Source organism: Microbacterium sp. CnD16-F (genome assembly GCF_024124465.1).
GTDB lineage: Bacteria > Actinomycetota > Actinomycetes > Actinomycetales > Microbacteriaceae > Microbacterium > Microbacterium gawkjiense.
The window spans coordinates 80,272-102,143 of sequence record NZ_JAMXSA010000001.1 but is presented as its reverse complement, the minus strand read 5'-3'; the positions used below and the strand labels follow the sequence as shown (position 1 = coordinate 102,143).

The window sequence follows — 21,872 nt, the reverse complement described above, 5'->3', positions numbered from 1 at the left end:
TTCGGTCATGCTCGATATTCCTGCTGCCGCCGCGGATGCGGCGGCGACAGCAGGAAGGCGAGCAGCAGCATGAGGCACATCCCGATGACGGCGCCCAGCGTGTTGGCGATCACGTCACGGACGTCGGCGACGCGGGAGTCGAGCAGGAGCGCCTGCAGGGTCTCGATCGCCGCACTGGCGAGCGCCCCCAGGATGGGCGCCAGCCACCAGCCGCGCACGCCGAACCACAGCACCGCGATCACCCCGAGGGGGACGAACATCGCGACGTTCGCGCCGAACTCGACGCGGTCGAACGTGATCCAGGCCGTCGAGGGACGCTCGGCGAACCACTCCAGCAGCCGGTTCAGTCCCGACGCGATGTCGGAACCATACGGCGCCGCGCGCAGCGTCAGCCAGCCGACCAGCCATGCGTAGAGGGCGGTCAGGACGGCGAGGACGATGCGCGCGGCGGCCCGGTGGACACGCAGCGCGGTGTCGCTGCGGCTCAGTGGGTGTCCTCGGCTTCGACTTCGCTGCGGTCGCCGGACCAGAGGGTGTGGAAGGTGCCGTCCTTGTCGATGCGCTTGTAGGTGTGGGCGCCGAAGAAGTCGCGCTGTCCCTGGATGAGTGCGGCGGGCAGGCGGTCGGCGCGCAGGCCGTCGTAGTAGGCGAGGGAGGAGCTGAAGGCGGGGGCGGGGATGCCGGCGGATGCCGAGATGCGGACGACCTCGCGCCAGGCGTCCTGCGTGCGGCCGAGGGCTTCGACGAAGTACGGGGCGGTGAGGAGGACGGGGAGGTCCGCTTCGGCGTCGTAGGCGTCGGCGATGCGGTTGAGGAACTGGGCGCGGATGATGCAGCCGCCGCGCCAGATCTTGCTGACGGCGCCGAGGTCGATGTTCCAGCCGTACTGGGCGGCACCGGCGCGGATCTCGTCGAAGCCCTGGCTGTACGCGACGATCTTCGAGGCGTAGAGGGCCAGGCGCACCTGCTCGATGAACGCGTCGGCGTTGGTGACGGTGAAGTCCTCGGGGGAGGGGCCGGGCAGGCCGCCGGCCACGTCGCGCTGCTCGCGGTGGCTGGAGAGCGAGCGGGCGAAGGTGGCTTCGGCGATGCCGGAGACGGGGACGCCGAGGTCGAGGGCGGTCTGCACGGTCCAGGCTCCGGTGCCCTTGGCGCCGGCCTGGTCGACGATGACGTCGACGAGGGGCTTGCCGGTGGCGGCATCCGTCTGGCGGAGCACCTCGGCGGTGATCTCGATCAGGTAGGACTCGAGCTCGCCGGTGTTCCACTCGGCGAAGATGTCGGCGATCTCGGCGGGTGTCTTGCCGGTGCCGCGGCGGATGAGGTCGTACGCCTCGGCGATCAGCTGCATGTCGGCGTACTCGATGCCGTTGTGCACCATCTTGACGAAGTGTCCGGCGCCGTCGTGGCCGATGTGGGTGACGCACGGCTCGCCCTCGGCGACCGCGGCGATGGACTTCAGGATGGGGCCGAGGGTGACCCACGCCTCGTCGGGGCCGCCGGGCATGAGGGACGGACCGTTGAGGGCGCCCTCCTCGCCGCCGGAGACACCCATGCCGACGAAGTTGTAGCCCGCCTCGGAGACGGCCTTCTCGCGGCGGATCGTGTCGGTGAACAGGCTGTTGCCGCCGTCGATGATGATGTCTCCGGGCTCGAGTACGCGCATGAGCTCGTCGATGACGGCATCCGTCGGCTTGCCGGCCTTGACCATGATGATCGCGGTGCGCGGCTTCTGCAGCGACGCGGCGAACTCCTCGTAGGTGAACGCGGGCACGAACTCGGCCTCGGGGTGCGCCTCGAGCAGCTCGTCGGTCTTCGACCGCGACCGGTTGAACACCGCGACCGTGTTGCCCTCACGCGACGCGAGGTTGCGGGCCAGGTTCGAGCCCATCACCGCGAGACCGACGACACCGATGTTCGCCGGACCCTGCGCAGAGCCGGTCGACGCCGACTCGGGGTGGGTGGGACGGTCGACCTCTTCGGGCTGCGGAGCCCCCTCGTGCTGCTGCGTCGCCTCGTGCGGAGCCTGATCCTGATCCGTCGAGGGGCCAGTGGGAGAGGGGGTCGACGACATACGGGGCTCCAGGTCTACGTGAGGTGTGAGCGGAATGGGGTGGGTGCCGGTGACCGGCGGTCCCCTCCGGTCACTGTATCCGCTGGACCGAGAGGGGCGATCGCGTGTGACGCGGTCAGTCCTTGTAGCTGCGACCCATCGAGAAGAAGGCGCCGACGACGCAGACGGCGGTGGCCGCGCTCAGAGCTCCGACGAACCAGAGCAGTGCGTGCGACATCCATCCGTAGTCCATGGGTCCTCCGTGTCTCGGGGGTGAGGGGCTGAGATTCCATCGTATCCGGCGCGCTGATAGACTCGACTCGAACTTCGGCGAGGGATGCGGCGCATCCGTGATCGACGCGGTGAAGCAGGCTTCGCGGCTTTCCTCACGCGCATGCGTTCGAGTCGAACCACAGACCACGTCTGGGCCGCATCGGCCCGGGTGCAGACGAGGCCGTACCGGCCCCGATTGACTGGGCCGTGATGGCCCGCAAGGAGAACACTCATGTCGACTGAGACCGACACCAAGGTCGTCGCCGAGCTGCGCGAGCAGTTCGGTAAGGGCTTCGCCCGCCGTCTGCGCGCGGCCGGCAAGATCCCCGCTGTCATCTACGGCCACGGCACGGACCCCGTGCACGTCGCGCTTCCGGGCCACCAGGTCTCGCTGCTCATCCGTCGCGCCAACGCGCTGCTCGAGCTCGAGATCGCCGGCAAGCAGCAGCTCACGCTGGTCAAGGATGTCCAGAAGGACCCCGTGCACCAGATCATCGAGCACATCGACCTCCTCGTCGTGAAGAAGGGCGAGAAGATCCAGGTCGACGTCCCCGTCTCCGTCGTCGGCGAGCCGTTCCCCGGCACGATCGCGACGCTCGAGAACACGACCGTTGCGCTCGAGGTCGAGGCCACCCACATCCCGCAGAACATCGAGGTCTCGGTCGAGGGCCTCGAGGACGGCACCCACATCACCGCCGGTGAGCTCACGCTGCCCCGCGGTGCCACGCTGGTGACCGAGGCCGACACGCTCGTCGTCGGTGTCGCGCTGCCGCCGGCTCCCGTCGAGGACGGGGCGGAGGAGTCCGAGGAGGGCGCCGAGGCCGAGGGCGACGAGGCGCCTGCCGCCGAGGAATCCGCCGAGTAAGACGAACACGTTCGAAGCCCGTCGCCGCTGTTGCTGCGACGGGCTTCGTCGTCGGAAGGGACGGTCATGGCCGACACCTGGTTGATCGTGGGGCTCGGGAACCCGGGACCGCGCTATGAGGCGACGCGACACAACGTCGGGCAGATGGTGATCGACGAGCTCGCGCGGCGGCGTTCCGAGACGCTGCGCTCGCACAAGGCGAACGCGCGGGTCGCCGAGACGTGGCTGCGGCCCGGGGGGCCGAAGCTGGTGCTCGCCAAGCCCAACTCGTTCATGAACGTATCGGGTGGTCCGGTGTCGGCGCTCGCGGCCTTCTACGGCGTGCCTGCGGAGCGGGTCGTGATCGTGCATGACGAGCTGGACATCCCCTTCGACTCCCTCAAACTGAAGGTCGGCGGCGGTCACGGCGGGCACAACGGCGTCCGTGACGTCGCGAAGGCGCTCGGCACGCCGGAGTTCCCGCGGGTGCGGGTCGGCATCGGGCGTCCGCCGGGGCGTCAGGACCCCGCCGATTGGGTGCTCGATCCGTTCGGCGCCGCGGAACGCCCGAACCTCCCGATCGCGATCGCGGATGCGGCGGATGCCGTGGAGCAGCTCGTCGAGGAGGGGCTGCTCGCCGCGCAGCAGCGTCACCACGCTCCGCGCGCCTGACGGTCACGTGTGTTCACGTGGTTCGCGATTCGGTGACGGCGGCGACGGACATCCGTGCGTCTGTGGAGGATGTCTGGCGATGCCTCACCGTCGGTCGGAGCGCATGGTGGCCTGAAATGCGCTTCGACGCGGTTGTCGGTTCGCTGCTCGTGGAAACGTGGGTCGAGGACGGGCGTCAGGCCACTGCGGAGGGAACGATCACGCAGTGTGCGCAACCGCACCTTCTCGGCTTCTGCTGGACCGAAAGTGGGTGGGAAGGCTCTCTCGACGTCGTGATCGAACTCGTCGGTCATGGTGATTCGACGTCGGTGAGACTGACCGAATCGGGATTATCGCGCGTGGGGACCCCGCACTCGCTGCCGTCGGAACACGAGGCGGGGTGGCGGTATCACCTGGCGCGGCTCAAGCGTGCGAGCGAAGCTCGCGCGATCGACGTTGAGGTTCCGTGAGCGCGACCGGCGATGCAATCCCGGGGACGTCGCTGATGGCGGCTCGCCGCGGCGCGAACCTCAAAAGGGTGCGGGTCCCGCGGGCGGGTGGGGCGGTGGCGCGGCAGGGGTGAAGGCGACGGCCGGGGTGGGGGCGTCTTCGCGGTAGGTCCTGCCGAGGGGTGAGGTCCATTCGAGGACGCCACCCCCCAGTTGTCGGACCCTCCAGGCGGTGAACTGCTTCATGGAGTGATGCCTCTGGCACAGGTGGGCGAGGTTCGACAGTTCGGTTCGTCCGCCGAGGGCGTGGTCGTGGGTGTGATCGACTTCGCAGCGGATGGCTGCGACGCGGCATCCGGGGAACCGGCAGTGCTGGTCGCGGGCTTGCAGGAATCGTCGCATCCCGGACGGGACACGGTACGAATCGGTTGCGACCGTGACCCCGGTGGTCGGGTCGTGAAACAGGCGCTCCCACATCCCAGCGCCGCCGGCGAGTGTGCGCGCGGTCGCGGGATCGATGGCGGACCGGCCGGCGAGGTCGCAGGGCCCGTCGTCTTCGCCGGTGAGGGTGGCGGCGGGCAGGAGCACCTGCACGTGGGCGCGGATCGCTCCGAGGGGTCCCGCGGTGGTGTCGCGGGTGTCGTCGAGGGCGGGTGTTCCGGCGAGGAGGAGGTCTGCGAACACGTCAGCGCGGACCTGGTCGGTGGAGCGCTGGTCGGTGGCGATGATCGCGGCGGCGGCGGCGTCGTCGTCGCGATCGCCGTCAGTGTCGCCGTCGCTGGCGGCTTCCCCGAACGCGACACCCGCACAGCCGCGCGCAGCGATGCGTTCGTCGCGGGTGTCGATGATCGCGCGTGCCTGCTGCGTGAGCCGGTCGTGGATCCCTTCGGCGATCACCGTCGGGACGGTTGCGACGACGTCGCTCATCCCGTCTCGTCCCGGGACGATCCGCACGCACCTGCCAGCGGCGGCTTCCTCGTGCCGTTCCGCGAACGAGCGCGGGTGCATCCGGTGGGCGAGGATCTCGAGCTCGCCTCGCACCCGGTTGGGGGTGTCTCGCTCGCATCGGCTGATCGCGACCTGTTCGAACTCGGTCCACATTTCCGCCGGCAGGCTCGTTCCGGTTTCGACGATCGCGATCGCATGCCCGCGGACGATCCGTCCCTGCTCCCATGCCTCGACCGTCGCCGGGAACCCTTCGATCAACGTCCGCGCCTCACCGATCCGCCGCTGCACGGTGCGATCGGTGACCCGCATCACCCCGCCGACCTCCGCCGCGATCGACCGCAACGCCATGTCGTGCACCTGCACGCGCGCGTTGCGTTGCGCGGTCTGCGCCTCGGCGAGACGGCCGGCGGTGGCCAGTATCCGCAGCTCCGCAATCTGAGCGGACGCCACCTAGCGTGCCACCCTCGCGACGTCGTCGACGATCGCCCTCAGCGTGGCGGTGAGGTCGTCTTCGAAGGGGAACATTTGTTCTATTCTAGGTCTTGTTCGGGCGATGATCAAGTAGTATCTTCGAACTAATGACCGTTTCTGCTCGACCGAAGGGGAACCCATGTTCGATCCCACGCCGCACCGCGACCGCCTCGCCGACCCCGGTGTCCGACGGGCCGCGTAGACTTCCCCGGTGACAATTCCCGGGATCGTGCGCGCCCTCGAACAGGCTGACAGCTTCCGGGAGGCCCTCGACGGCGCCGGATCGGACGTCGACTTCTCGGCCGTGACGGGTCTTGACGCTCCGCTGCTCGCCGGACTCCTCGAGCGACGCGCCGCGTCGGGACGGCCTCCCGTCCTGCTGCTCGTCGCCCCCACGGGGCGGCGCGCCGAGAGCATCGGCGCGGCCCTGCAGTGCCTCCTGCCCGACGCCGTCGTCCGGCACCTCCCGGCATGGGAGACCCTGCCGCACGAGCGTCTCAGCCCCAGCGCTGAGACCGTCGGCCGGCGGCTGAGCGTCCTCCGCGACGCGGCCGACTGGGACGGTCGCACCCCCCTCGTGGTCACGGCGTCCGTCCGTGGCGCGCTGCAGCCGATCGCGGCGGGATTGACGGATGCCGGTGTCGTCCGGCTCGAGCTCGGATCACGCGGGCAGGAGCTCGACGACATCGTCCACCGACTCGTCGACCTCGCCTACCACCGGGTCGACATGGTTTCGCGACGAGGCGAGTTCGCCGTCCGCGGCGGCATCCTCGACGTGTTCCCGCCCGTCGCCGACCACCCCTACCGGGTGGACTTCTTCGGCGACGAGATCGATCAGATCCGCGCCTTCTCCGTCGCCGATCAGCGCTCCCTGCCTGGCGAGGTGCGCGAGGTGACCCTGCTCCCGAGCCGGGAGCTCCTCCTCACCGACGCCGTCCGCGATCGGGCCGCCGCCCTGCGGGATCGGATGCCGGGACTCGGCACCATGCTCGAGAAGATGAGCCAGGGCATCCCGGTCGAGGGCATGGAGTCGCTGCTGCCCGCCGTCGCCGACGCCGTCCTGCCCCTCGTGGACTACCTGCCCGAGGGCGCCGCCGTGGCCGTCGTCGACCCCGAGCGCGCCGTCACCCGCGCCATGACGCTCGCCGAGACGAACCGCGAGTTCCTCGAAGCCGCGTGGAGCGCGGCGACCGCCGGCGCCGAGAGCCCCGTCGACCTCGGCGCGGGCGACTTCCTCACCCTGCCCGAGCTGCGTGAGGCTTCGTCCTCCCGTCGCGGCGTGTGGTGGACGCTCAGCACCTTCGATTCGGGGGCGTCGGATGCCGCCGCCGAGGGCCTCGTCGAGCGTGCGGATGCGGCGGTTCGGATCCCCGCCTCAGCCGTCCCCTCGTTCCAGGGGAACATCGACGGCGCGACGGAGCACATCGGCAACCTGCTGAGCGCGGGCTGGCGCGTCGTGGTCGCGGCATCCGGAACCGGCCTCGTCGACCGCTCGCGCGACGTCCTCGCCGAACGCGGACTCGCCGCACGCGCGGTCGACGCGGTGACCGACGTCCCCGATGCGGGGATCGCGGTCGCGACCGTCGCGACCCTCGAAGCAGGATTCCTCTTCGCCGACGCCAAGCTCGCCGTCTTCACCGAGAGCGACTTCTACGGACGCACGATCGGCGCCGACTCGCGCGTCGTCAAGAAGCTCGCCTCGCGTCGACGCAACGTCGTCGACCCGCTGCAGCTGAAGGCCGGCGACCACGTCGTCCACTCGACCCACGGCATCGGCCGGTTCGTCGAGCTCGTGCAGCGGGAAGTCTCCTCGGGCGGTCGCAACGCGGTCAAGAGCAAGCGCGAGTACCTCGTGCTCGAGTACGCGCCGTCCAAGCGCGGACACCCGGGCGACAAACTCTTCGTGCCGACCGACCAGCTCGATCTGCTCTCGCGGTACGTCGGCGGCGAGGCGCCGCAGCTGTCGAAGATGGGCGGCTCGGATTGGGCCGCCGCCAAGGGCAAGGCCCGCCGCGCCGTCCGCGACATCGCCGTCGAGCTCGTGAAGCTGTACTCGGCGCGGATGGCGTCGAAGGGGTACGCGTTCGGTCCCGACACCCCGTGGCAGCGAGAGCTCGAAGAGGCGTTCCCGTTCGCGGAGACCCCCGACCAGCTGCAGACGATCGACGAGATCAAGGCCGACATGGAGAAGCCGATCCCCATGGACCGCCTGCTCTCGGGCGACGTCGGCTTCGGCAAGACCGAGGTCGCCGTGCGCGCCGCGTTCAAGGCGATCCAGGAGGGCAAGCAGGTCGCGATGCTCGTGCCGACCACCCTCCTCGCCAAGCAGCACCTCGAGACGTTCACGGAGCGCTTCGCCGGCTTCCCCGTCAAGGTCCGGCCGCTGTCGCGGTTCCAGACGGCGAAGGAGGCGAAGGACACGCTCGCGGGCCTCGCCGACGGCACCGTCGACATGGTCATCGGCACCCACCGCATCCTCACCGAGAAGGTCGTGTTCAAGGACCTCGGCCTCATGATCATCGACGAGGAGCAACGGTTCGGCGTCGAGCACAAGGATGCGCTGAAGAAGCTCAAGACCAACGTCGACATCCTCGCCATGAGCGCGACGCCCATCCCGCGCACGCTCGAGATGGCGGTCACCGGCATCCGCGAGATGTCGACGCTCGCGACGCCGCCCGAGGAGCGGCATCCGATCCTCACCTACGTCGGTCCTCGCAGCGACAAGCAGATCGCCGCCGCCATCCGACGCGAGCTGCTGCGCGAGGGACAGGTGTTCTTCGTGCACAACCGGGTCTCATCGATCCAGCGGGTCGCGGCGCAGCTCGCCGAGCTCGTCCCCGAGGCGCGCATCGTCGTCGCCCACGGGCAGATGGGGGAGCACGCCCTCGAGCAGGTCGTCGACGACTTCTGGGAGCGCCGCGCCGACGTGCTCGTCTCGACGACGATCATCGAGACGGGCCTCGACATCTCGAACGCGAACACGATCATCATCGACCGCGCCGACAAGTACGGCCTGTCGCAGTTGCACCAGCTACGCGGCCGCGTCGGACGTGCCCGCGAGCGCGCGTACGCCTACTTCCTCTACGACGAGAACAAGCCCCTGAGCGAGACCGCCGCCGACCGCCTCGAGACGATCGCCGTCAACAACGACCTCGGCTCGGGCATGCAGGTCGCCCTCAAGGACCTCGAGATCCGCGGCGCGGGCAACCTCCTCGGCGCCGAGCAGGCGGGGCACATCGCCGGCGTCGGATTCGACCTGTACCTGCGGATGATCGGCGAGGCGGTCGCGACCTTCCGCGGCGAGGACACCGAGGGGCCGACCGAGCTCCGGCTCGAGCTCCCCGTGCAGGCGCGCATCCCCGAGTCGTACATCGACAGCGAGCGGCTGCGCCTCGAGGCGTACCAGAAGCTGTCGGCCGCGGCATCCGTCACCGCGGCGGACGACGCCATCGACCTCGTGCTCGAGGAGCTCACCGACCGCTACGGTGCACCGCCCGCAGAGGTCGAGGGCCTCATCTCGATCGCGCGGCTGCGTCGCCGCGCCGCGCAGTCGGGCCTGTCGGACGTTGTCGCGATGGGACCGAACCTCCGCATCGCGCCGGCGCACATCCCGGACTCGATCCGGGTCCGGCTGCAGCGCCTGCATCCCAAGGCCAAGGTCGTCTCGGGCGGCGAGGCGATGGTCGTCCCGTTACCGACCGCCGGGGGCGAGCCGCTCGCCGACGCCGACCTCATCGCGTGGACGGCGCAGCTGCTCGATCAGATCTTCCCGCTCCCGGTCGCCGAGACCGCGGACGCCTGAGACGACGCGTCCCGCCCGCGACGGTGGACCGTCAGGGGCGTGACGCGCCGTGTCGAGGGATGCCGGGGCTCACCCGGTGTTCTGCAGTCCGGCGGCGACCCCCGAGACCGACAGCAGCAGCAGCCGCTGCAGGTCGGGGTCGACCTGGCCGCCCGCCTGCGTCTCGCGGAGTCCGCGCAGCGCGCGCAGCTGCAGGAGCGAGAGCGCGTCGACGTACGGGCTCCGCATCTTCACCGCGCGCCCCAGCACGGGGCGGTTGGACAGCAGCTCGGTGCCGCCGGTGAGGCGCACGATCCAGTCGCGGGTGAGGGTCATCTCGTCGCGGACGAGGGCGGCGAGGTCGTCGCGGTCGCCGAGCTCGAGATAGTGACGGGCGATGCGGTCGTCGGTCTTGGCGAGGCTCATGGCGACGTTGTCGATGAGGGTCCGGAACAGCGGCCACTCCTCGTACGCGCCCCGCAGCGTGGCCTCGTCGCCGACGGCGTCCAGCGCCGTCCCGAGACCGAACCAGCCGGCGAGGTTGATGCGGGCCTGCGTCCACGCGAACACCCACGGGATCGCCCGCAGGTCGGCGAGGGACTCCACCGACAGGCCGCGGCGCGCCGGACGCGAGCCGAGCGCGAGCAGCCCGATCTCCTCCATGGGGGTCACCTGGGCGAACCACGGCGCGAAACCGGGCGCCTTCACGAGGGAGAAGAACCGCTCGCGCGAGGCCGCGTCCATCGTCGCCGCGACCGAGGCGTAGCGCTCGGCCGCGGACCGGTTGCGGTCCTCGATCGAGGGGGCCGAGGCGAGGAGGGTCGCGGCGGCGACCTGGTCGATGTGGCGCATCGCGATCGCGGGGTCGCCGTAGCGGGCGAAGATGACCTCGCCCTGCTCGGTGAGCTTGAAGCGGCCGTCGACGGAGTGGGGCGGCTGCGCGAGGATCGCGGAGTTCGCCGGTCCGCCGCCGCGCCCGAGGGCGCCGCCGCGGCCGTGGAACAGGGTCAATTCGATGCGCTGCTCGACCGCCCACGCCGAGATCTCCGCCTGCGCCTCGTACAGTGCGAGGTTGGCGGCGACGGGGCCGACGTCCTTCGACGAATCGGAGTAGCCGAGCATGACCTCGAGCCGGCGACCGGTCGCCTCGAGCCGGGACGCGAACGCCGGGTGGTCGACGATCTCGGCGAGGATCCCGGGGGCGGCCTGCAGGTCCGCGAACGTCTCGAACAGCGGGATGACGTCGAGCACCGGGGGAGTGCCGTCGGGACCCACGGCGTGCCGGGCGAGGGTGTGGACGGCGGCGAGGTCGTCGGCGGACTGCGTGAACGAGACGATGTAGCGGCCCGCGGCCCGCGGCCCGTACCGGTCCTGCAGGAACGCGATGGTGCGGAAGACCTCGAGCACCTCCTCGGTCAGCTCCGAGCGCGCACCGCCCGCTTCGAGCTCGGCGAGCACCTTGGCGTGCACGGCCGAGTGCTGGCGCACCTCGAGCTCGGTGAGGTGGAACCCGAAGGTCTCGACCTGCCAGATGAGGTGCTGCAGGTGTCCGTAGGCCTGACGGGGAGCGCGCGCCGCGACGAGGGAATCCTGCAGGACCCGCAGGTCGGCGAGCAGGTGTTCGGGATCGCGGTAGGCGAGGTCCGCGTTGCGGGTGCGCGTCGCGGCGATCTTGCGGGCGAGCAGCAGCATGATGCGGCGGTAGGGCTCGTTGGGGGAGCGCTTCGCGATCTCGGCCGCCGCCTCCTCGTCGGCATCCTTCAGCCGCTGCCACAGTGCGAGCAGCTCCGGCGTGGGCGGGGTGGACTCGGCGTCGAGGGTCAGCGTGCGGCCCACCCGGTTCGCGGTGTGCTCGAGTCCGAGCAGGACGTGCTCGCTCGCGATCGCGGCGGCCTTGCGGGTCGTCTTGGCGGTCACGAACGGGTTGCCGTCGCGGTCGCCGCCGACCCAGGAGCCGATGCGCATGAAGGGGCGCACGAGGGGCGGGCGGGCCCCGGCATCCTCCCCCTGCAGGACGTCGTCGATGCGGCGGTAGACGTGCGGGATCGACGTGTACAGCGTCTCGTCGAAGATCGCCATGACGGCGCGCACCTCGTCGGTCGGCGACGGCTTCTCGGCGCGCAGCGGCGCGGTGCGCCAAAGGGTGTCGACTTCTTCGAGCATGCGACGCTCGGCGCGGCGGCGGTCGGGGCTGTCGGCCTCCGCGGCATCCCGTTCGCGCAGCAGATCGGCGAGGCGACGGATGCTGTTCGACACCGCACGGCGTCGCGCCTCGGTCGGGTGCGCCGTGAAGACGGGGTGGAAGCGCAGACCCTGCAGCCGTTCGAGGGCGCCCTCCCGCCCGATCTCCTCGGACAGCCGCCGGTACGCCGAGACGATCGAGTCGCCCGCGTCGCGAGTGTCGCCGCGACCGCTGCGCTCGCGGAGAACTCGCACGCGCTGGTGCTCCTCGGCGAGGTTCACGAGGTGGAAGTAGCAGGTGAAGGCGCGGGCGACCTCCTCGGCGCGCTCCAGAGTGAAGGCGTCCGCGATGGATGCCGCGCGCGCGAACGCCTCGGGGGTCGGGTCGGTGTACGCCTGGATCGTCGCGACGCGCAGTCGCTCGACGTCCTCGAACAGACCGGGCGAACCGCTCTCGCGCAGCACGCGCCCGAGCAGCGCGCCGAGCGTGCGCACATCGGCGCGCATCCGTTCGGGGATCTCCTGCTCGGCTTCGTAACGTCCGACGAGGTCGATGGCTTCGGTGGGGGTCGGTTCGTGCACCGTTTCACGTTAGCGAGGATTGCGAGCGACATTTTCCGCGTGACGGTGGATGCCGGTGCCCGCTACCGTCACACGGCGATGACGCCCTGCGCGATGAGCACGACGGCGACGACCGCGCCGATGGCGGCGAGACCGAAGAGCACCGCTTCGGCAGGAGTGAACACACGCGCGCGCTGCTGGCGTCGGCCGATGACGAAGAGGATCGTGCCGGGGACGATGATGACCAGGCACAGCAGCAGGTACGTCGCCCCCGCCGCCCACAGCAGGTACAGCGTGTAGAGCGTCGCGAGCACCGCGACAATCCCATCGCCGAGACGACCCCGGCGACCGTCCTGCACGGCGAGCTTGAGCGCGAACGCGGCGGAGAGGAAGAACGGGATGAGGGCCAGCGCGCTCGTGAGCTCGAGCGCCGCGTCGAAGGCGTTCTGCGCGAACAGGACGACCACGAGCATCGCCTGTGCGAGGAGGGACGAGAGGGTGAGGGCGCCGGTGGGGGTGTCCTTGGCGTTGGTGCGCTGCAGGAACCGGGGCAGGTCGCCGGCGCGCGCCGCCGACAGCAGCACCTCGGCGGCCATGAGGGTCCAGGCGAGGTAGGCGCCGAGCACCGCGACGACGAGCGCGACCCCGATGAACGCGGCCCCCCAGCCGCCCACGGCGGCCTCGAGCACGCCGCCCATCGACGGCTGGCGGAGCCCCGCGATCTCCGCACGCGGGATGACACCGTACGAGACCACCGTGACCGAGGCGAAGACGGCGAGCACGCTCAGGAAGCCGAGGACGGTGGCGCGTCCGACATCCGATCGGCGTCGCGCGTGCCGCGAGTTGACGGTCGCCCCCTCGATCCCGATGAAGACGAACACCGTCACGAGCATCGTCGTCCGGATCTGCTCGCCGAGACCGGTGCCCGGGTCGCCCGACCCGTTCGCGGCGAACACGGCGGGATCGAAGACCGTGAGGCAGAGCACGACGAACACGACGATGGGCACCGTCTTCGCGATCGTGACGATCCGGTTGAGCGCCGCAGCCTCGCGGACGCCCCGACGGATGAGGACGTAGAAGAGCCAGATGCCGGCGGAGGAGATCGCCACCGCGAGCGGCGTGTTGCCCTCGCCGAGCGCGGGGAAGACGGCGCCCAGGGTGCCGGTGATGAAGACCCAGTAGAAGACGTTGCCGACGCAGGCGCTCGCCCAGTAGCCGAACGCGGCGAAGTAGCCGACGTAGTTGCCGAACCCCTCCTTCGCGTAGCTGAAGATGCCCGCGTCGAGGTCGGGCCTGCGGACCGCGAGCCGCTGGAAGACGAGCGCGAGCATGAACATGCCGCCGCCGGCGATCGCCCAGGCGATCAGCGTGCCCGCGACCCCGGTCGATTCCGCGAAGGTCGCCGGGAGGGAGAACACCCCCGCGCCGATCATGGAGCCGACGACGAACGTGCTGAGTGTCAGGAGGGAGACGTGGGTCGCCTGCGCGGGTGCGGTGGGACCCGAGGCGGTGGGAGCGGGGGTCACCGTCCCACCCTACGCGCGGCGGTCCGCCGGGCCATCGCCGCGGGCGATCACCCCGGCCCGCGGCATCCCTCGTATCGTGTCCGTCATGACGGACGAGCCCCGCGAACCCCGCCGCGACCACCTGCGGGAGGCAGCGGAGACGATGCGCGCCGTGCGGGACCGGTGCGTCTGGACCCAGCGGATCGACCACGCCGACCTCGTGCCCTACCTGCAGGAGGAGGCCGCCGAGCTCGTCGACGCGGTCGAAGCGGGCACCCGCGCCGATCTCAAGGAGGAGCTCGGCGACCTGCTGTGGCAGGTGCTCTTCCATGCCGAGATCGCCTCGCGCGACGAGACGGATCCGTTCGACATCGACGACGTCGCCGCGGCGCTCGCCGAGAAGATGATCCGTCGCCACCCGCACGTGTTCGGCGCCGCCGTCGCGACGACACCCGACGAGGTGCTGATCCACTGGAACGCGGCGAAGGCGGCCGAGAAGCGCACGCGCACGAGCGTCCTCGACGGGGTGTCGATGCACATGCCCTCGCTCGCCCTCGCGCAGAAGATGCTCGGGAAGGCTGCCCAGGTCGGGGTGACACCGCCGCCACCGACGCCGTCGCCCTCCGACGAGGCGGAGCTGGGCGAGGCGCTGCTGGCGCTGGTCGCGCAGGCGAGGGAGGCCGGCTGGGATGCCGAGCGCGCCCTGCGGCAGCGTCTGCGCGCGCTCGCCGAGGACGTCCGCGCGGCCGAGTCCCGCTGAGTCGCCCCGGGGCCTGCAGGCGCGGCCGCGGGAGCGCGGTCTGAGAGACTAGGACCGTGCCCTCCGTGAATCCGCCGCGCGGCATGCGCGACTTCCTCCCCGCCGACAAAGCCCGCCGCGAGCGGGTGCTCGCCGTCATCCGCGACCGCTACCGGGCGCACGGGTTCGACGAGATCGAGACCCCCGTCGTCGAGGACTACGAGCGGCTCCACGCGGGGATCGGCGGCGACAACGAGAAGCTCGCCTTCAACGTCCTGCGTCGCGGGCTCGACGCCGAGGCCATCCGCGCGGCCGCCGACGACCCGGCGGCCCTGTCCGACCTGGGGCTGCGCTACGACCTCACCGTGCCGCTGGCGCGGTTCTACGCGACCAACCGTGCACAGCTGCCGTCCGTGTTCCGCGCGATCCAGATCGCGCCGGTGTGGCGCGCGGAGCGGCCCCAGAAGGGGCGGTACCGCCAGTTCGTGCAGTGCGACATCGACATCATCGGCGACGCGACGGCCCGGGCCGAGGTCGAGCTGCTGACGGCGAGCCTCGACGTCCTCGAGGCGCTCGGTCTCGAGGGCGGCACGATCCGCATCAACGACCGCCGCGCCCTCGACGCGATGCTCGCCGCCTTCGGGTTCGCCGAGGCGGACCGCGCCGGCGTCCTCATCACGATCGACAAGCTCGACAAGGTGGGGCCGGCCGGCGTGGTCGCCGAGCTGCGGGACCGCGGCGCCGACGAAGGCGCCGTCACCGAGTTCGAGGCGTTCCTGAACCGTCCGCAGACGCGCGAGTACCTGCCCTTCGGCGAGGCGCAGATCCGCAAGGCGCTCCCCGAGGGTGTCTCGGACGAGATCGTCGGCCACCTGGTCGGCATCGGCGACGCGGTCGCCGCCGCGCGGGGGACCACCGACGTGCCCCTGCACTTCGACCCGTTCCTCGTGCGCGGCATGGGCTACTACACCGGCACGATCTACGAGCTCGCGCATCCCTCGGTCTCCTACTCGCTCGGCGGCGGTGGCCGGTACGACGGCATGATCGGCCGCTTCCTCGGCCAGGACGTGCCGGCGGTGGGCTTCTCCATCGGGTTCGAGCGGATCGTGGACCTCGTCGGAGCGGGGGAGGATGCCGCATCCGCTGCCGTCGTCCTCATCGCCGACCGCGACGTCCCCCTCGCCGAGCTCGCCGGCCACAAGGCGTTCTTCGTCGCGCAGGGCGCGCGGGTGCGCCTCGAGCAGCGGACGAAGAACCTCAAGGGGCTGTTGGAGCGGTCCGCCGCCGACGGGTACACGTCCTTCGGCACCGTGTCCGCAGGCGCGCCGTCCGCGTCGATCGAGCTGCGTCCGCTCGGCTGACGGCGCTGCGCGGCGCTGCTAGCGTTCCGCGCATGACGCTCACACTCCGCACCGTGCTGCCGAAGAACGGCCCCGCCACCGCGATCGAGTTGACAGACGAACAGGTCGAGGCCCTCGGCGGCGGCAAGCGGGCCGCGGTCCGGGTGACGATCGCGGGGCGCAGCGCGCGCCTGCGTCTCGGTGTGATGGGCGGGCGCAACCTGATCGGTATGTCGAAGGCGGCGCGCGCCGAGCTGGGCGTCGAGATCGGGGACGCGGTCGAGGCGACCATCGATCTCGACACCGACGAGCGGGAAGTCGACGTTCCGGACGACCTCGCGGCCGCCCTCGACGCGGAACCGCAGGTGCGCGCCGCGTTCGATGCGCTCGCGCCGTCGCGCCGCAAGGAGGTCGCTCGTTCCGTCGTCGACGCGAAGAAGTCGGAGACCCGCGAGAAACGGATCGCCGCCGCGGTGGACTCCCTCCGTTCGCCCGCCAGCACCTGACCGCGCACGTCACCGCGACGTCGCCCGTCGTTCACCGGGGCGGTGTGGGATGCGGTGGTGCCACGTTCAGCTCGGACTCCGTTCCCCGTCGCCGTTGCCGCCGCTCTCGGGGTTGTCGGCGCCGTCGTCCTCGGCACCCGGGTCGCGCTCGCGCGGCAGGCGGCGATCGCGCGGCGGCGGATCGGCAAGCCGCTCGGTGACGCCGCCCCGACCGCGGACCGGGTCTGGCGGGCCGGACTCGGGGGCACGCCGCTCGAGCTCCTGCTGCTCGGCGATTCGATCGCGGCGGGTCTCGGGGCGCAGCACCGCAAGGAGACCCTCGGGGGACGCCTCGCGAAAGGTCTCGCGGGGGAGCTCGACCGGCCCGTGCGGCTGCGGACGGGGGCGGTCGTCGGTGCGGAATCGGCCGACCTCGCCGGCCAGATCGACGCGCTCCCGGCGGACTACCGTGCGGATGTCGCCGTCATCATCGTCGGCGGCAACGACGTGACGCACCGGGTGCCGGTCGCCGTGGCGGCGGCCCACCTCGCGGAGGCGATCCGCCGACTGCGTGCCGTCGGCACCGCCGTCGTGGTCGGCACGTGCCCCGACCTGGGCACCCTCCGCGCGGTGCCGCAGCCGCTGCGCAGCATCGGCTCCCGTGCGTCGCAGCAGCTCGCCACGGCTCAGGCCGACCGGGCGCGCGCCGAGGGCGCCGGCGTGGTGTCGCTGCGTCGCGCGGTCGGTCCGTTCTTCCGCATCGACCCCGACGGCATGTTCAGCCTCGATCGGTTCCACCCGAGCGCGCTGGGCTACCGGCGAACGGCCGAGGCGCTCCTGCCCGTCGTGCGCGACGCGATCACGCGCGGCGGCGCAGACGCAGCAACCGGTAGCCGCATCCCGCCAGCAGCACCCCGACCCCGATCGGCACCGACGGCCACGGCAGGGTGACGACGAGGACGACGCACCCGACGCCGCCGACGAGCTGCAGGAATCGCGGGTACCGGCGGGCCGTGCCCCGCTGGCGGAACGCAGCGAGGTTGGCGACCGCGTAGTAGAGCAGCACGCCGAACGACGAGAAGCCGATTGCGCCCCGGATGTCGCCGAGCGCGATGACGGCGACGACGATCAGGACGACCGCGACCTCGGCGTTCCGCGGCACCCGGTGATGCTCGTCCACGGCGGCGAGGATCCGGGGAAGGTCTCCCTCCCGCGCCATCGCGAAGGCGGTCCGTCCGACGCCGGCGATGAGGGCGAGCAGGGCGCCGAGGGATGCCGCGGCGGCACCGATCCGGACGACCGGAGCCGCGGCATCCCACCCTGCGGCCTCGACAGTGGCCACGAGCGGCGCGGTGGACGCGGCGAGCCCGTCGGGTCCGAGGGTGCGGAGGGCGACGACACCGATGACCGCGTACACGACGAGGGCGCCGCAGAAGGCGAGCACGACCGCCCGGGGGATCGTGCGGGCGGGGTCGCGCACCTCCTCGCCGAGGGTGGCGATGCGGGCGTAGCCGGCGAACGCGAAGAACAGCAGGCCCGCCGCCTGCAGGATGCCGAGGGGGGCGGAGCCGGCGATCCCGTCACCCCAGAGGGGACCGGGCGCGCTCGGTGCCGTGAAGCCCGCCACGGCGACGACGGTCAGCGCGATCAGCACGACCGTGACGAGCACGCGTGTCAGCTGAGCCGTCCGCGTGATCCCGAAGAGGTTCACGGCGCCGAGCGCGAGGGCGGCGCCGGCGGCGACGGGTCGTTCCCACCCCGCGGGCGCGATGTAGGCCGCGAAGGTCAGCGCCATCGCGGCGCAACTGGCCGTCTTCCCGATGACGAAGCCCCAGCCGGCGAGGAAGCCCCACCACGGCCCCAGTTCCGCGCGCCCGTAGGCGTACACGCCGCCGGAGGTCGGATGGACGGCCGCGAGCTGCGCGGTCGAGGTCGCGTTGCCGAACGCGATGACGGCGGCCAGCGCCAGTCCGACGAGCAGCCCGGGGCCGGCGACGGCCGCCGCAGGCGGGAAGGCGGCGAAGACGCCCGCGCCGATCATCGAGCCGAGACCGATGACCACGGCGTCGCCGAGACCGAGGCGGCGCGCCAGAGCAGGGGAGGACACGGCGCGAGCGTACCGGATTGGGGCGACCACCCAACTAATTATAGTTGCGCTATAATTACCGTATGTTGATCCGGGTCGACCCACAGAGCACCGTTCCGCTGTTCGCGCAGATCGCGGCCGGGCTCCGCGCCGAGATCACCGGCGGCCGTCTCGGGGCAGGGGAGCGACTCCCCGCCGCACGCGAAGTCGCCGAGGCGCTGCAGGTGAACCTCCACACGGTGCTGCACGCCTATCAGGACCTCCGCGACGAAGGTCTCATCGACCTCCGCCGCGGCCGCGGCGCCGTGGTCACCCCGGCCGGGGCCGCCCTCGCGGGCCTGCGAGCCGAGATCGCGGCCCTGGTCGACAAATCCCGTGCCCTGGGCGTCTCGCCCGACACCCTGTCCGCTCTCGTCAAGGAGGCTGCTCGTGACCACTGACACCCTGACCGTCGTCCGCGGCCGGTTCACCCTCGTCGCCCTGCTGCTCCCCGCCGTGGTGATCCTCGTCGCGGTCGTCGCGCAGGTGCTGCTCCTTCCGGCGGTGCCGGCGGTCGTCGCGACCCACTGGGGGTGGACGGGGGAGCCCGACGGCTTCGCGCCCGCCTGGACCGTCCCGCTCGTCACCGCGATCCTCGGCCTCGGGCTTCCCGCGACCCTCTTCGGAGCCAGCGTGGGCGGGCTGCGCCGCGGCGACCACGGCTTCGCCTACCGCCTCCTGGGAGCCGTCGCGTTCGGACTCGCCGTGCTCATCGGTGGCCTCGGCGTCGCGACCCTCGGCATCCAGGTCGGAAGGACGGATGCGGACGCCGCTCTTCCCGTGCTGCTCCTGCCGGGCGTGCTCCTCGCCGCCGCTGCCGCGGGATGGATCGGGTGGGCCGTGCAACCCCGCGTCCCGTGGCGTCCGACCCCGACGATGCCGGCCGCCGAGGTGCCGGTCCGCGCGGGGGAGCGGGTTGTCTGGATGCAGGGGGTCACCCTCGCCCGCGGGGGAGCCGTAGTCCTGTGGATCGCGTTCGCGATCGGATGCCTCGCCGTCCTGCCCGTCGTCTTCTTCGGCGACCTCGTGACGGCGATCATCTCCGGTCTGGTCGTCGTCGTGCTGTTCGTCGTCGTCGCCACGACCCTGCGCTTCCACGTGCGCGTCGACCCGGACGGCCTGACCGCCGTCTCCGCGGCGGGATGGCCGCGTGTGCACGTCCCGACGCAGGACATCGTCTCGGCGGAGGTCGTCCAGGTCTCGCCGTTCGGGGAGTTCGGCGGGTGGGGCATCCGCTGGCCCGGCGGCGGGCGTCAGGGCGTCGTGCTGCGCGCGGGCGAGGGGCTCCTGGTGCGCCGCCGCGACGGCCGCACCCTCACGGTCACCGTCGACGACGCCGCGACCGCGGCGGGCCTGCTGAGCGCCTATGCCGCGTTGACGCCGGCGCGCCGGGGCGATTGAGTGGCGGCATGGCGCATCCACACCCGTACGATCCGGTCCCCGCTCGCTGGAACGACGTCGACGACTACCTGACGTCGACCCTCGTCGCCCGCGACGACGCGCTCGCCGCCTCGATCGCCTCGCTCGCCGAGGAGGGGCTCCCCGAGATCGAGGTCGCGCCGCTGTCGGGAAAGCTGCTGCACCTCCTCGCGCGCATGACGGGGGCGCGGCGCGTGCTCGAGATCGGGACCCTCGGCGCCTACTCGACCATCTGGCTCGCCCGCGCGCTCCCCGCCGAGGGGCGCGTCGTCTCGATCGAGGCCGAGCCCCACAACGCCGCCGTGGCCCGACGCAACCTCGAGCGCGCCGGGGTCGCTGACCGGGTGGAGGTGCGCGAGGGGCGCGGGGCGGACGTCCTGCCGGCCCTCGAGGGCGGCGAGCCGTTCGACCTCGTCTTCATCGACGCCGACAAGGAGTCGAACACCCTCTACCTCGACTGGGCAGCGCGCCTCGGCCGCCCCGGCACGGTGGTCGTCGTCGACAACGTCGTCCGCTCCGGGCATGTGGTGGAGACGGATGCCGGGGCCCAGGTCGACGGCGTCCGCGCCGGTCTCGCGATGCTCCGCGACGACCCCCGGTTCGAGGCCACCGCGCTGCAGACCCTCGACCGCAAGGGGTGGGACGGCATCGCGATCGCGCTCGTCGTGTGACGGCGGGTCCTGTGCGGCATCCCGCGCCTCACTAGACTCGGGGGCGGACCGACGACGCTCCCGTTCCATCCTCCACAAGCAAGGAGAAACCCCCGTGGCATTGATCGAGGCAGTAGGCGCACGCGAGATCCTGGACTCGCGCGGCAACCCGACCGTCGAGGTGGAGGTCCTGCTCGACGACGGCATCGTCCAGCGCGCAGCCGTCCCCTCCGGCGCATCCACCGGCGCCTTCGAGGCGTACGAGCTCCGTGACGGTGACAAGAGCCGGTACGGCGGCAAGGGCGTCCTCAAGGCCGTGAACGCCGTCATCGACGAGCTCGGCCCCGCCATCGAGGGCCTCGAGGCCAGCGAGCAGCGCCTCATCGACGAGGTCCTGATCCAGACCGACGGCACCGAGAACAAGTCGCGCACGGGTGCGAACGCCATCCTCGGCGTCTCGCTGGCCGTCGCGAAGGCCGCCGCCGACAGCGCCGACCTGCCGCTGTACCGCTACCTCGGCGGACCGAACGCGCGCGTCCTTCCCGTTCCGCTGTTCAACGTCATCAACGGCGGCGAGCACGCCGACAACGGCATCGACATGCAGGAGTTCTTCCTCGCCCCGATCGGCGCCGAGAGCTTCTCCGAGTCGCTGCGCTGGGGCGCCGAGGTCTACCAGGTCCTGAAGAAGGAGCTGCAGGCCGCCGGCTACGCGACGGGCCTGGGTGACGAGGGCGGGTTCGCCCCCGACCTCCCCAGCAACCGCGAGGGCCTCGACTTCCTCGTCAAGGCGATCGAGAAGGCCGGCTTCACCCCCGGTTCCCAGATCGCCCTGGGCCTCGACGTGGCCGCGACCGAGTTCTTCAACGACGGCGTCTACCGCCTCGAGAACAAGGACTGGACCGCCGAGCAGCTCACCGACTACTACGCCGACCTGGTCGACTCGTTCCCCATCGTGACGATCGAGGACGCCCTCGCCGAGGACGACTGGGAGAACTGGACCGCCCTCACCGAGCGCCTGGGCAAGAAGGTGCAGCTCGTCGGCGACGACCTCTTCGTCACCAACCCGCAGCGCCTGGCCGACGGCATCAAGCGCGGAGCGGCGAACTCGCTCCTGGTCAAGGTGAACCAGATCGGCACGCTCAGCGAGACGCTCGACGCGATCGACGTCGCGCACCGCGCAGGCTACACCACGATGCTCTCGCACCGCTCGGGTGAGACCGAGGACACGACGATCGCCGACCTCGCCGTCGCCGTCAACTCGGGTCAGATCAAGTCGGGCGCGCCCGCTCGGAGCGAGCGTGTCGCGAAGTACAATCAGCTTCTGCGCATCGAGGAAGACCTGGGCGAGGCTGCGGAGTTCATCGGCGCCGCCGCGTTCCCGCGTTTCACCGCCTGAC

The 21,872-nt window shown here is 71.4% G+C and carries 17 protein-coding genes and 1 pseudogene; 12 read left to right on the top strand and 6 right to left on the bottom strand.

Features of this window, described 5'->3' with window-relative positions:
- Nucleotides 1-5: 5 nt before the first annotated feature.
- The gene (locus NH287_RS00505; protein WP_374209346.1) at nt 6-425 is read right to left on the bottom strand and encodes a VanZ family protein; all 420 of its coding nucleotides are present in this window, start codon (nt 423-425) and stop codon (nt 6-8) included.
- Nucleotides 426-484: 59 nt separating this feature from the next.
- Entirely contained in the window at nt 485-2,074 is a 1,590-nt protein-coding gene (gene gndA / locus NH287_RS00500) for an NADP-dependent phosphogluconate dehydrogenase (protein ID WP_253034024.1), read from the bottom strand.
- Between the two features lie 484 nt (nt 2,075-2,558).
- Here gndA and NH287_RS00495 point away from each other — a divergent pair, with 484 nt between their 5' ends.
- The 3 genes from NH287_RS00495 to NH287_RS00485 all read left to right on the top strand — a co-directional run bounded on the left by NH287_RS00495 (nt 2,559) and on the right by NH287_RS00485 (nt 4,291).
- A complete protein-coding gene (locus NH287_RS00495; protein ID WP_253034023.1) occupies nt 2,559-3,191 on the top strand; it encodes a 50S ribosomal protein L25/general stress protein Ctc in 633 nt (210 codons plus the stop codon).
- A 66-nt stretch (nt 3,192-3,257) separates the two neighbouring features.
- Nucleotides 3,258-3,842, top strand: a complete 585-nt coding sequence (gene pth, locus NH287_RS00490; protein WP_253034022.1) for an aminoacyl-tRNA hydrolase — start codon at nt 3,258-3,260, stop codon at nt 3,840-3,842.
- 17 nt (nt 3,843-3,859) lie between these two features.
- Nucleotides 3,860-4,291, top strand: a complete 432-nt coding sequence (locus NH287_RS00485; RefSeq protein ID WP_253034021.1) for an SRPBCC domain-containing protein — start codon at nt 3,860-3,862, stop codon at nt 4,289-4,291.
- A gap of 60 nt (nt 4,292-4,351) precedes the next feature.
- Here the strand turns inward: NH287_RS00485 and NH287_RS00480 are convergent.
- A pseudogene (locus tag NH287_RS00480) lies at nt 4,352-5,743 on the bottom strand (DUF222 domain-containing protein).
- Nucleotides 5,744-5,900: 157 nt separating this feature from the next.
- Between NH287_RS00480 and mfd the strand changes: the two are divergent.
- A complete protein-coding gene (mfd, locus tag NH287_RS00475; RefSeq protein ID WP_253034020.1) occupies nt 5,901-9,491 on the top strand; it encodes a transcription-repair coupling factor in 3,591 nt (1,196 codons plus the stop codon).
- Between the two features lie 69 nt (nt 9,492-9,560).
- Here the strand turns inward: mfd and NH287_RS00470 are convergent, their stop codons facing one another.
- Nucleotides 9,561-12,233, bottom strand: a complete 2,673-nt coding sequence (locus NH287_RS00470) for a phosphoenolpyruvate carboxylase (RefSeq protein ID WP_253034019.1) — start codon at nt 12,231-12,233, stop codon at nt 9,561-9,563.
- Between the two features lie 68 nt (nt 12,234-12,301).
- Nucleotides 12,302-13,738, bottom strand: coding sequence for a basic amino acid/polyamine antiporter (locus NH287_RS00465; protein ID WP_308210376.1), 1,437 nt, complete (start codon nt 13,736-13,738; stop codon nt 12,302-12,304).
- An 85-nt stretch (nt 13,739-13,823) separates the two neighbouring features.
- Between NH287_RS00465 and NH287_RS00460 the strand changes: the two genes are divergently transcribed.
- From NH287_RS00460 to NH287_RS00445, 4 genes are all read left to right on the top strand, one after another.
- Nucleotides 13,824-14,477, top strand: a complete 654-nt coding sequence (locus NH287_RS00460) for a MazG family protein (RefSeq protein ID WP_253034018.1) — start codon at nt 13,824-13,826, stop codon at nt 14,475-14,477.
- A gap of 83 nt (nt 14,478-14,560) precedes the next feature.
- Nucleotides 14,561-15,817 (top strand): HisS family protein, encoded by a 1,257-nt coding sequence (locus NH287_RS00455; protein ID WP_253034048.1) that lies wholly within the window; start codon nt 14,561-14,563, stop codon nt 15,815-15,817.
- Between the two features lie 32 nt (nt 15,818-15,849).
- Entirely contained in the window at nt 15,850-16,302 is a 453-nt protein-coding gene (locus tag NH287_RS00450) for a YdeI/OmpD-associated family protein (protein ID WP_253034017.1), read from the top strand.
- A 57-nt stretch (nt 16,303-16,359) separates the two neighbouring features.
- Entirely contained in the window at nt 16,360-17,232 is an 873-nt protein-coding gene (locus NH287_RS00445; protein WP_253034016.1) for an SGNH/GDSL hydrolase family protein, read from the top strand.
- On the opposite strand, the gene NH287_RS00440 is transcribed toward NH287_RS00445, so the two are convergent.
- Nucleotides 17,141-18,388: an APC family permease gene (locus NH287_RS00440; RefSeq protein WP_253034015.1), complete on the bottom strand. Its 1,248-nt coding sequence runs from the start codon at nt 18,386-18,388 to the stop codon at nt 17,141-17,143. The two genes, NH287_RS00445 and NH287_RS00440, sit on opposite strands and share 92 nt — an antisense overlap.
- A gap of 62 nt (nt 18,389-18,450) precedes the next feature.
- Here NH287_RS00440 and NH287_RS00435 point away from each other — a divergent pair, with 62 nt between their 5' ends.
- From NH287_RS00435 to eno, 4 genes are all read left to right on the top strand, one after another.
- Complete coding sequence (locus tag NH287_RS00435) at nt 18,451-18,807, top strand: GntR family transcriptional regulator (RefSeq protein ID WP_253034014.1); 357 nt, start codon at nt 18,451-18,453, stop codon at nt 18,805-18,807.
- Nucleotides 18,797-19,807, top strand: coding sequence for a DUF1648 domain-containing protein (locus NH287_RS00430; RefSeq protein ID WP_253034013.1), 1,011 nt, complete (start codon nt 18,797-18,799; stop codon nt 19,805-19,807). The genes NH287_RS00435 and NH287_RS00430 overlap by 11 nt, the downstream gene beginning before the upstream one ends.
- Nucleotides 19,808-19,815: 8 nt before the next feature.
- Nucleotides 19,816-20,496 carry an O-methyltransferase gene (locus NH287_RS00425; protein ID WP_253034012.1) on the top strand — a complete coding sequence of 227 codons (681 nt, stop codon included), beginning with the start codon at nt 19,816-19,818 and terminating at the stop codon, nt 20,494-20,496.
- A 94-nt stretch (nt 20,497-20,590) separates the two neighbouring features.
- Nucleotides 20,591-21,871: a phosphopyruvate hydratase gene (eno, locus tag NH287_RS00420; RefSeq protein ID WP_217530374.1), complete on the top strand. Its 1,281-nt coding sequence runs from the start codon at nt 20,591-20,593 to the stop codon at nt 21,869-21,871.
- Nucleotide 21,872 lies beyond the last annotated feature (1 nt).

Excerpts from the sequence above, each read along its gene's own strand:
- NH287_RS00460 (WP_253034018.1), top strand. The coding sequence starts at position 13,824 with ATGACGGACGAGCCCCGCGAACCCCGCCGCGACCACCTGCGGGAGGCA.
- NH287_RS00450 (WP_253034017.1), top strand. The coding sequence starts at position 15,850 with ATGACGCTCACACTCCGCACCGTGCTGCCGAAGAACGGCCCCGCCACC.
- NH287_RS00455 (WP_253034048.1), top strand. The coding sequence starts at position 14,561 with ATGCGCGACTTCCTCCCCGCCGACAAAGCCCGCCGCGAGCGGGTGCTC.
- NH287_RS00425 (WP_253034012.1), top strand. The coding sequence starts at position 19,816 with ATGGCGCATCCACACCCGTACGATCCGGTCCCCGCTCGCTGGAACGAC.
- NH287_RS00435 (WP_253034014.1), top strand. The coding sequence starts at position 18,451 with ATGTTGATCCGGGTCGACCCACAGAGCACCGTTCCGCTGTTCGCGCAG.
- gndA (WP_253034024.1), bottom strand. The coding sequence starts at position 2,074 with ATGTCGTCGACCCCCTCTCCCACTGGCCCCTCGACGGATCAGGATCAG.
- pth (WP_253034022.1), top strand. The coding sequence starts at position 3,258 with ATGGCCGACACCTGGTTGATCGTGGGGCTCGGGAACCCGGGACCGCGC.
- NH287_RS00495 (WP_253034023.1), top strand. The coding sequence starts at position 2,559 with ATGTCGACTGAGACCGACACCAAGGTCGTCGCCGAGCTGCGCGAGCAG.